Source organism: Nocardioides luteus (assembly GCF_014648595.1).
Classification (GTDB): domain Bacteria; phylum Actinomycetota; class Actinomycetes; order Propionibacteriales; family Nocardioidaceae; genus Nocardioides; species Nocardioides luteus.
The window spans coordinates 154,359-167,971 of sequence record NZ_BMRK01000005.1; the positions used below are offsets into that span (position 1 = coordinate 154,359).

The window sequence follows — 13,613 nt, forward strand, 5'->3', positions numbered from 1 at the left end:
GACCCTTACGAGGGCAGATCAGCAGCAGCGAGCCTGCGGGTTGTGCTCCTTCTCGTCCGCCCGGTGACGCTCGAAGGCACGCCGGCTCATCGGCTCGACGCCCTCTCGCTCGCACCGAACCAGATACTCGTCCCACTTCGCCTCCCCGGTCGCCTGGCGGAGCAGCCGCCAGGCGCCGGAGAGACGATCGGTGAGCGTCATCAGACCGACGCCTTCTGGGAGGCCTCCCACTCGCGTACGGCCTCCTTCTCCGCCTTGGTGGCGAAGAAGTCGGCGGGCGCGACGAGTGTCGACTCGACCTTCGGGACCTCGGTCGTGGGCAGCGTGCCACCGGCGCGCAGCGTCTTGACCACGGTGACGGCAGCGCCCGCCACGACCACGATCACCAGCAGCGCGAACGCGGCCTGCAGGATGCCGGACTGGGTCGAGTTGTAGATGATCTGGTCGACGTCGGCAGGCGTCTTGGCGACGCCGTAGAGCTCGCCGGACGCCTTGGCATCACGCGCGGCCGAGGCCTGCGCGAAGTAGCCGATCGCCGGGTCGTCGCTGAAGACCTTCTGCCAGGACGCGGTCATCGTGACGATCAGGTCCCAGGCGAGAGGTACGCCGGGCACCCAGGCCCACTTCAGCTTGCCGTGCTTGATCAGCAGCGCCGTCGCCAAGGTCAGCGCGATCGCGGCGAGCAGCTGGTTGGCGATGCCGAAGAGCGGGAAGAGCTGGTTGATCCCGCCGAGCGGATCACCGACGCCGATCCACAGCATGTAGGCCCAGGCCAGCACCACCAGCGCCGAGGCGGACCACGTGGCCGGTCGCCAGGAGATGTCGGCGTAGCGCGGCCAGATGTTGCCGACGGTGTCCTGCAGCATGAAGCGGCCCACCCGGGTGCCGGCGTCCACGGCGGTGAGGATGAACAGCGCCTCGAACATGATCGCGAAGTGGTACCAGAACGCGGCCAGCCCGCCGCCGAAGGCGTCGGTGAAGATCAGCGAGATGCCGAAGGCCAGGGTCGGTGCACCACCGGTGCGGGAGATGATCGTCTCCTTGACGCTGTCGGAGGCTGCCTGCAGCTCGGCGGGGGTGATCGTGAAGCCGAGCCCGTTGACGAAGGCGGCAGCGGTCTCCGGGGTGCCGCCGGTGGCACCGGCAGCGGCGTTCATCGAGAAGTAGATGCCCTGGTCGATCACCGAGGCGGCGATCAGCGCGGAGATCGCGACGAACGACTCCATCAGCATGCCGCCGTAGCCGATCATGCGCACGTGGGACTCCTTGGCGACCATCTTCGGCGTCGTGCCCGAGGAGATCAGGGCGTGGAACCCGGAGAGCGCGCCGCACGCGATCGTGATGAAGACGAACGGGAAGAGCTTGCCGGTGAAGGCCGGACCCTCGCCGTTGGTGGCGAACTCGGAGACAGCCGGGTTGGCCAGCACCGGCGCGGCCAGGATCATGCCGAAGGCCAGCAGCACGATCACGCCGATCTTCATGAACGTGGAGAGGTAGTCGCGCGGGGTGAGCAGCATCCAGACCGGCAGGATCGAGGCGACGAAGCCGTAGATCGCCAGCGCGATGACCAGCGTCTCCTTCTCCAGGGTCAGCATGTTGGCCAGACCCATCTCCTCGACCCAGGTGCCGCCGGCGATCGCCATCAGCAGGAGCACGACGCCGATGGCGGTGACCTCGAGGACCCGGCCGGGGCGCAGGTAGCGCAGGTAGAAGCCCATGAAGAGCGCGATCGGGATGGTGAGACCGATCGAGAAGACGCCCCACGGCGACTCGGCGAGCGAGTTGACCACGACCAGGGCCAGGACGGCCAGGATGATGATCATGATCGCGAAGACGGCGATCAGCGCGGCGATGCCGGCGACGGTGCCGATCTCCTCACGGACCATCTGGCCCAGGGACTTGCCGTCGCGGCGCATCGAGAGGAAGAGCACCACCATGTCCTGCACGGCGCCGGCGAAGATGACGCCGACGATGATCCAGATCGTGCCGGGCAGGTAGCCCATCTGCGCGGCCAGGACCGGGCCGACCAGCGGCCCGGCTCCGGCGATCGCGGCGAAGTGGTGACCGAAGAGCACCCGCCGGTCGGTGACGTCGAAGTCCCGTCCGTTCTGCAGCCGCTCGGCCGGGGTCGCCCGGGTGTCGTCGACCTCCAGCACCTTCTTGGCGATGAACTTGGAGTAGAAGCGGTAGGCGATGGCGTACGAGGCCAGCGCAGCGAACAGGATCCACAGCGCCGAGACCTCCTCACCACGGGACAGGGCCAGCACGACCCAGCAGACCGCGCCGACCACGGCGACGACGGTCCAGATGGCGATGGACTTCCAGTTGGGCCCGGAGCGCGGGCCTGAGGTTGTGGGGTGGGCGGTCGACGTCGACATGGTCTCCCTCGGGTTCAGCGCGGTGACGGTCGTTGTGACCGCTGTCTCAGCCTAGTCTCAGGAAACCGCCGGCGGGCGGCCGGTGGGGCTACTGCCCGGTACGCCCGTCGATCACCTCGCGCAGCAGGTCCGCGTGACCTGCGTGGCGGGCGTACTCCTCGATCATGTGGACCAGGATGTCGCGGACGCTGGCCTGCTCGTCTCCGGTGTCGCGCATCTCGCCGAGCGTGCTGTTGTCGATCGAGTCGAGCCAGGCGTCGGCGGCGGTGACCTGCTCGCGCCAGCGCGAGAAAGCCTCGTCGACCGACTCCTGGGTCGGCTCGACCTTGTGGAAGCCGCCGGTCGGGTCGTCGGCGTCGAGGCGGGGGATGTCGAGGTTCTTCTTCAGCACCCGCTCGAACCAGCCGTGCTCGACGCGCGCCATGTGGCGGACCAGGCCGATCAGGCTCAGGTCGCTCGGCGGGACGCTCTGCCTGGCCAGCTCCTCGGGACCGAGGTCCTGACACTTGAGCTCGAGGGTGAGCCGGTAGTGGCGCAGGTAGTCGCGGTAGGTCGCCAGCTCGCCGACCGGCTGCTCCTTCTCGAGGCGCGGGTCCTCGCCCTCCGGGAGCCAGAGCCCGCTGAAACCCACTTGCCGCTGATCGCTGCTCATGGGGCCACCCTGACGGACGGAGCGCCTCCCGGCCAACGGTTTTCAGTCGCCGAAGTTCGGCGCCCGCTTCTCGAGGAAGGCGTTGATGCCCTCCTGGCCCGACGCCGAGGCCCCGAGCGCCGAGATCGACTCGGCCTCGCGACGCAGGGCCGACTCCGGGTTCGGGTCGGCGACGTCGCGGACGAGGTGCTTGGTGCGGGCCAGCGCCTCGGGGGAGCCGGAGAGCAGGTTCGCGACGACCTCGTCGACGGTGGCGGCCAGCTCGTCGACAGGTACGACCCGGGCGACCAGCCCGGCCTCGAGCGCCTCGGTCGCGGTGAGCATGTCGCCGAGCAGGGTCAGCCGCAGCACCCGGTGGAGGCCCAGGGTGTGCACGAGCAGCGAGCCGCCGCCGTCGAGCGACAGACCCACCTTCGCGTACGCGAGGCTGAACTTCGCCCGGTCGGCGGCGACCACGATGTCGGCGGCCGCGGCCAGCGGGAAGCCGACCCCGGCAGCGACGCCCTGGACGGCGCTGACCACGATCGCGTCGCCGCGGACCAGCTCGGTGATCATTCGGTTGGCACCCTCGGCGAGCTCGAGGAGGTGCGGCCCCGGCGCATCGGCCGCTGCGAAGCCGGCCAGGTCACCGCCGACGGAGAAGTACTTACCCTCGGCGGTCAGCACGATCACCCGCGCCGAGTCCGCCTTCGCCCGCAGGATCGCGGCCAGCATCTCCTCGCCCGCCTCGGGGGAGAAGACGTTGCCCCGGTCGGGGTTGGTCATCGTGATGCGGGCGCAACCGTCGGCGTACTCGTAGCGAATCAGGCTCATGCGGCGCATCCTGCCAGCCCGGTGTGCACGCCCGCAGGAGGGTGCGGGAGGGTGCTCCGATGCGTTTGTGGATCTCGCGCCTCAGCTCGCTGCTCACGATGCCCTTCACGATGCTCGTCGGGCTCCTCCGGACGGCTCCCGCGCGTGCCGCGGGATCCGGGCTGGTCGACATCCTCGGGCCGCTCGCCCACGCCCACTCGCACAACGACTACGAGCACGAGCGGCCGCTCCACGACGCCCTCGGTCACCGCTACACCTCGGTCGAGGCCGACGTCTGGCTCGTCGACGGCGACCTCTACCTCGGCCACTTCGAGCCCGACATGACCCGCACCCTGCGCAACGTCTACCTCGACCCGCTCGCCGACCTGGTGACCACCAACGACGGCTCGGTGCACCCGTCCTGGGACGGCACCTTCCAGCTCCTCGTCGACGTGAAGTCCGGCGGCGTGGAGACCTGGCGGGTGCTGGAGGAGCAGCTCGCCGCGTACGACCCGGTCTTCAGCGTCTGCCGCGACGGCGTCGTCGAGGTCAACCCGGTGACCGTGATCGTCTCCGGCGAGCGCGACCGGCTGGTGATGGCCGCCGAGCCGGTGCGCCGTAGTTTCTACGACGCCACCTTCGAGGATCTCGAGGCCCACGCGGTCGCTGCTCTGCCGGTCGGCCTCGTCGGCATGGTCAGCGCCAACTGGATCGACCACTTCACCTGGCGCGGCATCGGTCCGTTCCTCTCCCGCCGCCGTCTGCACGAGATGGTCGACCGCGCCCACGACGCCGGCTGGCCCATCCGGCTGTGGGGCGCCCCAGCCTTCGTCCGCCACAACCGCCGCCGCATCTGGCAGGCCCAGCTCGACGCCGGCGTCGACTGGATCAACACCGACCACCTCGACGAGCTCGCCCACTTCCTCGCCCGCCACCGCCCGACGCGACTAGGTTTGCGACGTGGCATCCTCCGGCGACTTCGCGGTGACTCGAGTAGCAGCCGCTGAGACCCATCCCCTGCGTGCGCTCGTCCTGCACGGCGGCGCATCGCACGACGACGCGAAGGTCGAGGGGGAGGACCGACCAGGGGTCGCCACCTTCGCTGCCAAGGCATCCGACGGTGAGGTCGTCGGGTGTGTCGGGCTGTTCCCGGACCCGGGCGGCGGATGGCGGATCCGCCGCTTGGCGACAGCAGGGGAGTGGCGCGGTCGAGGCGTCGGCACCGCTGTCGTGACCGCAGCCCTCGAGCATGCGGCCGAGCACGGAGGTCGTGCACGAAGCGCTGGCCGGTGCAGTCGCCGACAGGTTGAGGTCGATGTCCGCGTGAGGATCGGTAGGGTCGGGTCGTGACCTCGGAGCTCTCCTTCATCGTCAGTCAGGTTCCTGTCGAAGAGACGTATCCGTTGCGGGCGAAGGTGCTCCGCAACGGTGGGCCGCCGGAGGCGGCCAAGTTGGCGGGGGACGACCGCCCGGGCGTGGCGACGTTCGCCGCGACGGACGACGAGGGCCGGATGATCGGATGCATCGGGCTGTTCCCGGAGCCGTGCCCCGACCTGCCCGAGCACCCCGGCAAGGGGTGGCGGATCCGGGGGATGGCCACCGAGGACGAGTGGCGCAGCCGGGGCGTCGGGACGCAGGTGCTGAAGGCGGCGCTGGAGCATGTTGCCGCGGAGGGCGGCGGGCTGGTCTGGTGCAACGCGCGCACTCGGGCCGCGGATTTCTACCGGCGCGCGGGTTTCCAGGAGATCGGCGAGCCGTGGGATGACCCGGAGATCGGGCCGCACGTGCGGATGTGGCGCGAGGTCTGATTCGGGTTCGCGCGGCGGGTGCCGGGCGGCGTACTCTTTCCTCATAGGCGTTCGAGCCGTCATCAGCGGCGAGCCCCGGGAAGAACGGCTTCGGCTCACTAGACCCCGGCGGGTAGGCCCGTCACAGCCTCAACGAAGCGGCGATCTCGACGAGCACGGTCGACGAGATCGCAAGCAGGGTGGTACCGCGGTCGACAGATCGTCCCTGTGGAAGACGAAGCCCACACACCACCCAGCAGGAGATGCCGCCGATGGCCTATCCGAAGGTCACCTCAGCCCACGAAGCGGGCAATGTCCCGGCCAGCCCACGCTTCCCGGAGATCGAGACGCAGATTCTCGACTACTGGAAGAAGGACGGGACGTTCCAGGCGAGCATCGACAACCGTGACGCCGGTGAGAACGGCGAGAACGAGTTCGTCTTCTACGACGGCCCGCCGTTCGCCAACGGCCTGCCGCACTACGGCCACCTGCTGACCGGCTACGTGAAGGACATCGTCCCGCGCTACCAGACGATGCGCGGCAAGCGCGTCGAGCGCCGATTCGGCTGGGACACCCACGGTCTGCCCGCCGAGCTCGAGGCGATGCGCCAGCTCGGCCTGAAGACGACCGACGAGATCGTCGAGATGGGCATCGACAAGTTCAACGCGGCCAGCCGCGCCTCGGTGCTGAAGTACACCGGCGAGTGGCGCGACTACGTCACCCGCCAGGCGCGCTGGGTCGACTTCGACCACGACTACAAGACCCTCAACCCCGACTACATGGAGTCGGTCATCTGGGCGTTCAAGACGCTCTACGACAAGGGTCTGGTCTACGAGGGCTTCCGCGTCCTGCCCTACTGCTGGCAGGACGAGACCCCGCTGTCCAACCACGAGCTGCGGATGGACGACGACGTCTACAAGGACCGTCAGGACCCGGCCGTCACCGTCGGTTACGCGCTCGACGCGACCGGCGACGACGAGGTGCTCGACGGCGCCCACGTCCTGATCTGGACCACCACGCCCTGGACGCTACCGTCCAACCTCGCGGTGATGGTCGGCTCCGACATCGACTACGTCGTCGTCGAGGGCCCGGTGCCGGGCACCGACAAGACGGCCAAGTACCTCCTCGCGGAGGCTCGGGTCGCGGCGTACAAGAAGGAGCTCTTCCCGGACGCCGACGAGGCGACCGTGCTGGGGCGCTACAAGGGCTCCGAGCTGCTCGGCCGCACCTACACGCCGCCGTTCACCTACTACGCCGGCCACGCCAACGCCTTCCGCGTCGTGGCCGCTGACGACGCCGTCACCACCACGGACGGCACCGGGGTCGTGCACACCGCCGGTGCGTTCGGTGAGGTCGACAAGGAGGTGACCGACCGCGAGAACATCGAGGCGGTCATGCCTGTCGGCAAGGACGGGCGCTTCACCGCTCCGGTGACCGACTACGCCGGTGTCCAGGTCTTCGACGCCAACCTGCAGATCATCGACCACCTCAAGGCGGCCACCCGCGGCGAGGCCGGCTCGGCCGAGACCGGATCGGTCTCCGCCGGCACCATCCTGCTGCGCCGCGAGTCCTACAACCACTCCTACCCGCACTGCTGGCGCTGCCGTCAGCCGCTGATCTACAAGGGTGTGAGCAGCTGGTTCGTCGAGGTCACCAAGATCAAGGACCGCATGCTCGAGCTCAACCAGCAGATCCGCTGGGTGCCCGAGCACATCCAGGACGGCCAGTTCGGCAAGTGGCTTGAGAACGCCCGCGACTGGTCGATCACCCGCAACCGCTTCTGGGGCTCCCCGGTGCCGGTGTGGAAGTCCGACGACCCGGCCTACCCGCGTCTGGACGTCTACGGCTCCTTCGAGGAGCTCGAGCGCGACTTCGGCACCCTGCCCACGGACGCCGACGGCAACCCCGACCTCCACCGTCCCTTCGTCGACGAGCTCGTACGTCCCAACCCCGACGACCCGACCGGCAAGTCGATGATGCGCCGCGTCTCCGACGTGCTCGACGTCTGGTTCGACTCGGGCTCGATGTCGTTCGCCCAGAACCACGTGCCGTTCGAGAACGAGGAGTGGTTCGCTCACCACTTCCCTGGCGACTTCATCGTGGAGTACATCGGCCAGACCCGCGGCTGGTTCTACACCCTGCACATCCTGGCCACCGCGCTCTTCGACCGGCCGGCCTTCCAGTCGTGCATCAGCCACGGCATCGTGCTCGGTTCCGACGGTCAGAAGATGTCCAAGTCGCTGCGCAACTACCCCGACGTCAACGAGGTCTTCGACCGCGACGGCGCCGACGCGATGCGCTGGTTCCTGATGTCCTCGCCGATCCTGCGCGGCGGCAACCTGGTCGTCACCGAGCAGGGCATCCGCGACTCCGTACGTCAGGTGATGATCCCGCTGTGGAACAGCTGGTACTTCTTCCAGCTCTACGCCAACGCGGCCAACCTGGAGACCACCGGATCGACCGAGTCCACCGACCCGCTCGACCGCTACGTGCTGGCCAAGCTGCGCGACTACGTCGCCGAGATGACCACCGCGATGGACGACTACTACGTCGCCGAGGCCTGCGAGGCCACGCAGCGGTTCATCGACGTGCTCACCAACTGGTACATCCGCCGCAGCCGTGAGCGCTTCTGGAACGAGGACAAGGCCGCCTTCGACACCCTCTACACGGTGCTGGAGACGGTCACGCGCCTGGTCGCTCCGCTGCTCCCGCTGACCACCGAGGAGATCTGGCGCGGCCTTACCGGTGGCCGCTCGGTGCACCTGGCCGACTACCCGGTCGTCGAGGACCTGCCCGCCGACGACGACCTGGTCGCTCGGATGGACGCGGTCCGCGCGGTCTGCTCTTCCACCTCGGCGCTGCGCAAGGCGCGCCGCCTGCGCAACCGCCTGCCGCTCGGCGGCCTGACGGTCGTCGGCGCCGATATCGCGGGCTTCGAGGAGATCGTCGCCGACGAGGTCAACGTGAAGTCCGTCCGGCTGCTCGCGGCCGACTCGGAGGAGGCCCAGACGTTCGGCATCGAGCAGAAGCTCTCCGTCAACGCCCGCGCCGCCGGCCCCCGCCTCGGCAAGGACGTCCAGAAGGCGATCAAGGGCTCCAAGTCCGGTGACTGGTCGGTCTCCGACTCGGGTGAGGTCGTCGCCGGTGGCCTGGCGCTGGTCGAGGGCGAATACACCCTCGAGACCGTCGCCGGCGCCGCCTCCGACGACATCGCCGTGACCATGCTGCCCGGGGGCTTCATCGTCCTCGACACCGTCGTCACCCCCGAGCTCGCCGCCGAGGGCCTCGCCCGCGACCTCGTCCGCGCGGTCCAGCAGGCCCGCAAGGACTCCGGCCTCAACGTCGAGGACCGCATCACCCTCGCGGTGACCGGCTCCTCGACCGTTCGCGAGGCAGCCACCACCCACGCCGACCTCATCGCCCGCGAGACCCTCGCCACGACGTACGACGTGGTCGACTCGCTCGACGGCAACCCCGTCGACCTGGGTGACGGCGAGAAAGCGCAGATCTCGGTCACGAAGGCCTGACCGCAGCCGCGAGCAGGGCCGGAGCCATCGATCGGCTCCGGCCCTGCTCCTTCCGGTCTAGGTTGGAGGCATGGAGGGGCCAACGCTTCGAGAGCTCGCGGTGCAGGCGCTGTCGTCGGTGGAGCGGGGGTACGACCTGCTCGCGCCGAAGTTCGACGCGACGCCGTTCCGGACGCCGGAGCCGTTCGTCGCGGCGACGCGGAGGGCGCTGGCGGAGTTCGGGCCGTTCGAGCGGGGGCTCGATGTGTGCTGTGGCACCGGGGCGGGGCTGGGGATGCTCACCGAGGTCACCGCGGAGCGGCCGACGGGGGTGGACTTCAGCGCCGGGATGCTCGAGCAGGCCCGGCAAGCGCACCCGGACGCCGACCTCGTGCGGGCGGATGCCCGGGCGCTGCCGTTCGGTGCTGCGTACGACCTGGCGGTGAGCTTCGGGGCGCTGGGGCACTTCCTGCCGGAGGAGCGGCGCCCGCTCTTCGACGGCATCCACCGGGCGCTGCGGCCGGGCGGGGTGTTCGCGCTGCCCGCGGCGCGGGCGCCGGAGAAGACCGAGCCGGCCTACTGGCTGCTGACGGGGTTCGACCTGGTGATGCGGGTGCGCAACGCGGTGTGGCGGCCGAAGTTCGTGATGTACCTCCGCACCCATCCGCGGCCGGAGCTCTACGCCGACCTGGTCGCCGCCGGGTTCACGATCGATACGACGCCGATGCCCGGGGTCGGCGAGCTGATCCTCGCTCGCCGGCCACCGGGCTGACGTCGGCCACCCCTCAGGCGTGACGCGGGTTCCGCTCGGCCAGCCGGGCGGCGATGGTGGGCACGATCACCGCAGCGGCGACCAGGTGGGAGACCACCAGCATGATGTTGGTGGCGTAGGAGTCGGTGACGGCGGTCAGGCTGGGTACGCAGGAGAGCGCCGTCAGCGTCCAGGCGGTGCCCTGCCAGGTCGACCGGGGGCGCTTGGCGAAGCGCGCCAGGCAGACCGCGATCACGACGCCGATCACGCCGAGCTGGGCGACGGCCCAGGCGAGCCCGGTCGCCGGGATCGCGGCGGGCTCGACACCGGTGCCGGCGAGGGCGACGTCGAACGGCACCCCGACCGCTCGGGCGGCGGCCTCGTAGACGCCGGTGACCAGGGCGCCGGCGACGACGGCGGTGATGCTGACGAGCCAGACCGGGAACCGCGCTGCGAACTGGCCGCGGTCGGTGGTGGTCGTGGCCTGGGTGATGGTGCTGGTGCTCATGATCGTGCCTCTCAACTCGTGGTGTCTGTCGCGGCTCATGGCCGCTTCTCACCCACTCCACGAACGGCGCACCACCGATCCGACAGGTTCCTCGAAAGTTTTTCGAGAAGAGTCAGTCGAGACGCCTGAACGCTCGCACGGAGAGCGGCACGAAGACGGCCAGCAGGACAGCCGGCCAGACCACCGCCAGCAGGATCGCGTGGTCGGCGAGCAGGCCGGAGGTGATCCCGGTCGGATTGCCGAAGAGGTCACGACAGGCGGTGGCGGTCGCCGAGACCGGGTTCCAGGAGGCCAGGAAGCCGAGCCAGCCGGGCATCGTCTCCGGGGAGACGAAGAGGCTCGAGCAGAAGCCGAGCGGCCACACCAGCACCTGCACCATCGTCAGCGCGCCCTCCATCCGCAGGCTCAGCCCGAGGAAGATGCCCAGCCACAGCATCACCAGCCGTAGCCAGAGCAGGAGCGCCACGGCCACGAGCGCGGCGAGGAACGAGCCCTCGATCTGCCAGCCGATCAGCAGTCCGCCGACCATCAGGACGACCAGCTGCACCGTCGAGCTGCCCATGTCGGCGACGGCGCGCCCCAGCGGCACCGCGAGCCCGCTCATCGGCAGCGACCGGAAGCGGTTGGTGACGCCGCGCTTGGTGTCCTCGGTGACGACCGACATGGTGCCGTCGATGCCGAACATCATGGTCAGCGCGAGCACTCCCGGGAGCAGATAGGGGAGGTACGTCCCGCCTCCGGGCATCTCGATCGCGCCGCCGAACAGGTAGCCGAAGATCAGCAGCATCATCACTGCGAAGAGGATGTTGAACACCGGTCCCCACGGCTCGCGCTGCCAGTGCTTGAGGTCGCGGAGCGTGATCACCCAGGTCTGTCGCAGGGTGGCGGAGAGTGCAGTCATCGGGCGGCTCCTTCGGGCTGGGTCTCTGGCTCGGTTTCCGGGGCGGTCAGGTGGAGGAAGACCTCGTCGAGCGTCGGCCTGCGCAGGAGCACGTCGTCGACCGTGATGCCGGCGGAGTCGAGGCTGCGTACGACGTCGACGACGGCCGCGCCGCCGCCGGTCGTGCCGGCCTCGACGGTGATCTCGAGCCGGTCGGGGTCGACGACCGCAGCGGACCCCAGGGCCTCGGCCATCCGGCCGAGGTCGTCCGGCGCGGCCGCGGTGATGATCACCCGGTCGCCGCCGAGGTCGTCCTTGAGCGCAGAGGGCGAACCCTCGGCGATCACCCGGCCGTCGCCGAGAACGGTGACCATCTCGGCGAGCTGGTCGGCCTCGTCCAGGTACTGCGTGGTCAGCAGCACCGTGGTGCCGTCGGCGACCACCTGGCGCACCATGTCCCACACCTCGTGGCGAGCCCGGGGGTCGAGCCCGGTGGTCGGCTCGTCGAGGAAGAGGATCTGCGGCCGGGTGACCAGGCCGGCGGCGATGTCGAGCCGGCGCCGCATGCCGCCGGAGTAGCCCGTGACCTTCCGGTCGCCGGCCTCGGTGAGGCCGAAGGCGTCGAGGAGGTCGGTGGCGCGGCGTACGGCATCGGGCTTGGCGAGCCCGTGCAGCCGGCCGAACAGCACCAGGTTCTCCCGGCCGTGGAGTGCCTCGTCGAGGGCGGCGCTCTGGCCGACCAGACCGATCGTCGAGCGGACGCGGGCGGGGTGGCGTACGGCATCGTGGCCGCCGACCCGCACCTCGCCGGCATCGGGCCGGGTGAGGGTCGCGAAGACGTTCACCGCGGTCGACTTGCCGGCGCCGTTCGGCCCGAGGAGGGCGTGCACGGTGCCGGGCCTGATCTCGAGGTCGAGGCCGTCGAGCGCCTGGGTGTCGCGGAAGCGCTTGCGGACGCCGCGGGCGAGCAGGGGAGTCGGGGTCATCGAGCCACCTCGATCCGGAACACGCCGCAGCGCCCGGCGACGGCCTCGAACGCCTCGGGTGTCACCGCGGTGACCACCCCGGCGTCCAGCATGATCTTCGCGCCGTCCGCCATCCGTTCCGGCCAGAGCCGGAGAACGGTCAGCGCCTCCTCGCCCTCGACCTCGACGAGCCGGACGTCCTCGGTCCGCTTGCCGATCCGCAGGCTGCCGCGCCCGCGTGCGGCGCGGACGTTGCGGGCCCAGTCGGCGCCGGGGAAGCCCTCGAGCAGGTAGCGCCTGCCGTCCAGATCGAGGACCGAGAGCGGGGTGCTCCGGGGCTTCCCGCTGGTGCGGCCCGGGACCGTCAGGACCGGCAGCTCCTTCATCCCGATCCCGGTCTTCGACAGGGTCATGAAGACCTTGTTCATCGGCTTGAGCCAGCGGGGTGGGACCGGCTTCGCAGTGTTCGGCATAGGCGTCTCCTCCAATTTCGTACGGCGTACGAAGATGATCAACGGCGTGACTGTAGCATTTGTTCCGTACGGCGTACGATATTTTTTTCGGATGAGGTTACGATGAGCCACGTGCCGGACCAGCCAGCCCAGCCCGACCCGTCTCTACGCCTGCTGTGGCGCCACCGCTCCGGGGGCGGTGAGGAGCCGAAGGCGCGGCGCGGTCCGAAGCAGAAGGTGAGCCTCGACGAGGTCGTCGACGCCGCGGTCGATCTCGCCGACGCCGAGGGGCTGGCTGCCGTCACGATGCGCGCGCTCGCCCAGCGTTTCGGGCTGGGCGCGATGACGCTCTACACCTACATCCCCAGCCGCGACGCGCTGCTGGTGCTCATGGCCGACCAGGCGGTTGGTCGCACGGAGGTCCCCGACCTACCCGAGGACCCGCGCGAGCGCCTCGAGCTGGTCGCCCGGGTGCAGCACGATGAGCTCCGGGCTCATCCGTGGTTGCTCGAGGTCCAGGACGTACGCCCCTGGCTCGGGCCCAACATGAGCGACCGCTACGAGTGGCAGCTCCAGGCGGTCGACGGCCTCGGCCTCACCGACCTGGAGATGGACCAGACCGTCGCGGTGCTGATCGGCTTCGCCGGCAACATCGCCCGCAGCGAGCTCATGAAGCGTCGCGCCGAGCAGGTCACCGGGATGACCGAGGCGGAGTGGTGGGAGGCCAACTACGAGACGCTGAACGAGGTCATGGCCGGCACCCACTACCCGCTGGCCAACCGGGTCGGCACCGCCGCCGGCGAGGCCTACCAGGCCGCCACCGACCCCGCCCGCGAGCTCGACTACGGCCTCGCCCGGATCATCGACGGCATCCTCGCCCACGTCCGCAAGTAGCCGAGTCGGCGCATCTGCCCCGCTCAGGATCGCCGAGTCGGCGCATCT

General features: G+C 69.8%; 14 protein-coding genes. 6 read left to right on the forward strand and 8 right to left on the reverse strand.

Annotated features, from left to right (window positions below; translation table 11 throughout):
- Positions 1–18 precede the first annotated feature (18 nt).
- From IEY81_RS08655 to IEY81_RS08670, 4 genes are all read right to left on the reverse strand, one after another.
- Positions 19–201, reverse strand: a complete 183-nt coding sequence (locus IEY81_RS08655) for a YbdD/YjiX family protein (RefSeq protein ID WP_229787558.1) — start codon at positions 199–201, stop codon at positions 19–21.
- The gene (locus IEY81_RS08660; protein ID WP_189118068.1) at positions 201–2,378 is read right to left on the reverse strand and encodes a carbon starvation CstA family protein; all 2,178 of its coding nucleotides are present in this window, start codon (positions 2,376–2,378) and stop codon (positions 201–203) included. Before IEY81_RS08660 ends, IEY81_RS08655 begins: the two co-directional genes overlap by 1 nt.
- An 88-nt stretch (positions 2,379–2,466) precedes the next feature.
- Positions 2,467–3,030 (reverse strand): DinB family protein, encoded by a 564-nt coding sequence (locus IEY81_RS08665; protein ID WP_189118069.1) that lies wholly within the window; start codon positions 3,028–3,030, stop codon positions 2,467–2,469.
- 42 nt (positions 3,031–3,072) lie between these two features.
- Positions 3,073–3,843, reverse strand: coding sequence for an enoyl-CoA hydratase/isomerase family protein (locus IEY81_RS08670; RefSeq protein WP_189118070.1), 771 nt, complete (start codon positions 3,841–3,843; stop codon positions 3,073–3,075).
- Positions 3,844–3,902: 59 nt separating this feature from the next.
- Here IEY81_RS08670 and IEY81_RS08675 point away from each other — a divergent pair, with 59 nt between their 5' ends.
- From IEY81_RS08675 to IEY81_RS08695, 5 genes are all read left to right on the forward strand, one after another.
- Positions 3,903–4,829, forward strand: coding sequence for a PI-PLC domain-containing protein (locus IEY81_RS08675; protein WP_189118071.1), 927 nt, complete (start codon positions 3,903–3,905; stop codon positions 4,827–4,829).
- Positions 4,807–5,172, forward strand: a complete 366-nt coding sequence (locus IEY81_RS24605; protein ID WP_189118180.1) for a GNAT family N-acetyltransferase — start codon at positions 4,807–4,809, stop codon at positions 5,170–5,172. The genes IEY81_RS08675 and IEY81_RS24605 overlap by 23 nt, the downstream gene beginning before the upstream one ends.
- The gene (locus IEY81_RS08685; RefSeq protein ID WP_189118072.1) at positions 5,169–5,630 is read left to right on the forward strand and encodes a GNAT family N-acetyltransferase; all 462 of its coding nucleotides are present in this window, start codon (positions 5,169–5,171) and stop codon (positions 5,628–5,630) included. Before IEY81_RS24605 ends, IEY81_RS08685 begins: the two co-directional genes overlap by 4 nt.
- A 251-nt stretch (positions 5,631–5,881) precedes the next feature.
- Complete coding sequence (gene ileS, locus IEY81_RS08690) at positions 5,882–9,136, forward strand: isoleucine--tRNA ligase (protein ID WP_189118073.1); 3,255 nt, start codon at positions 5,882–5,884, stop codon at positions 9,134–9,136.
- Positions 9,137–9,206: 70 nt separating this feature from the next.
- Positions 9,207–9,887, forward strand: coding sequence for a class I SAM-dependent methyltransferase (locus tag IEY81_RS08695; protein ID WP_189118074.1), 681 nt, complete (start codon positions 9,207–9,209; stop codon positions 9,885–9,887).
- A gap of 13 nt (positions 9,888–9,900) precedes the next feature.
- Here IEY81_RS08695 and IEY81_RS08700 read toward each other — a convergent pair whose 3' ends face one another.
- The 4 genes from IEY81_RS08700 to IEY81_RS08715 all read right to left on the reverse strand — a co-directional run bounded on the left by IEY81_RS08700 (position 9,901) and on the right by IEY81_RS08715 (position 12,692).
- Complete coding sequence (locus IEY81_RS08700; protein ID WP_189118075.1) at positions 9,901–10,374, reverse strand: DUF6069 family protein; 474 nt, start codon at positions 10,372–10,374, stop codon at positions 9,901–9,903.
- 112 nt (positions 10,375–10,486) lie between these two features.
- Positions 10,487–11,275 carry an ABC transporter permease gene (locus IEY81_RS08705; RefSeq protein WP_189118076.1) on the reverse strand — a complete coding sequence of 263 codons (789 nt, stop codon included), beginning with the start codon at positions 11,273–11,275 and terminating at the stop codon, positions 10,487–10,489.
- The gene (locus IEY81_RS08710) at positions 11,272–12,240 is read right to left on the reverse strand and encodes an ATP-binding cassette domain-containing protein (protein WP_189118077.1); all 969 of its coding nucleotides are present in this window, start codon (positions 12,238–12,240) and stop codon (positions 11,272–11,274) included. The genes IEY81_RS08705 and IEY81_RS08710 overlap by 4 nt, the downstream gene beginning before the upstream one ends.
- On the reverse strand, positions 12,237–12,692 hold the full coding sequence (locus IEY81_RS08715) for a nitroreductase/quinone reductase family protein (RefSeq protein WP_189118078.1): 456 nt from the start codon (positions 12,690–12,692) through the stop codon (positions 12,237–12,239). The genes IEY81_RS08710 and IEY81_RS08715 overlap by 4 nt, the downstream gene beginning before the upstream one ends.
- Positions 12,693–12,794: 102 nt before the next feature.
- Between IEY81_RS08715 and IEY81_RS08720 the strand changes: the two genes are divergently transcribed.
- Entirely contained in the window at positions 12,795–13,565 is a 771-nt protein-coding gene (locus tag IEY81_RS08720) for a TetR/AcrR family transcriptional regulator (RefSeq protein ID WP_189118079.1), read from the forward strand.
- Positions 13,566–13,613: the final 48 nt, after the last annotated feature.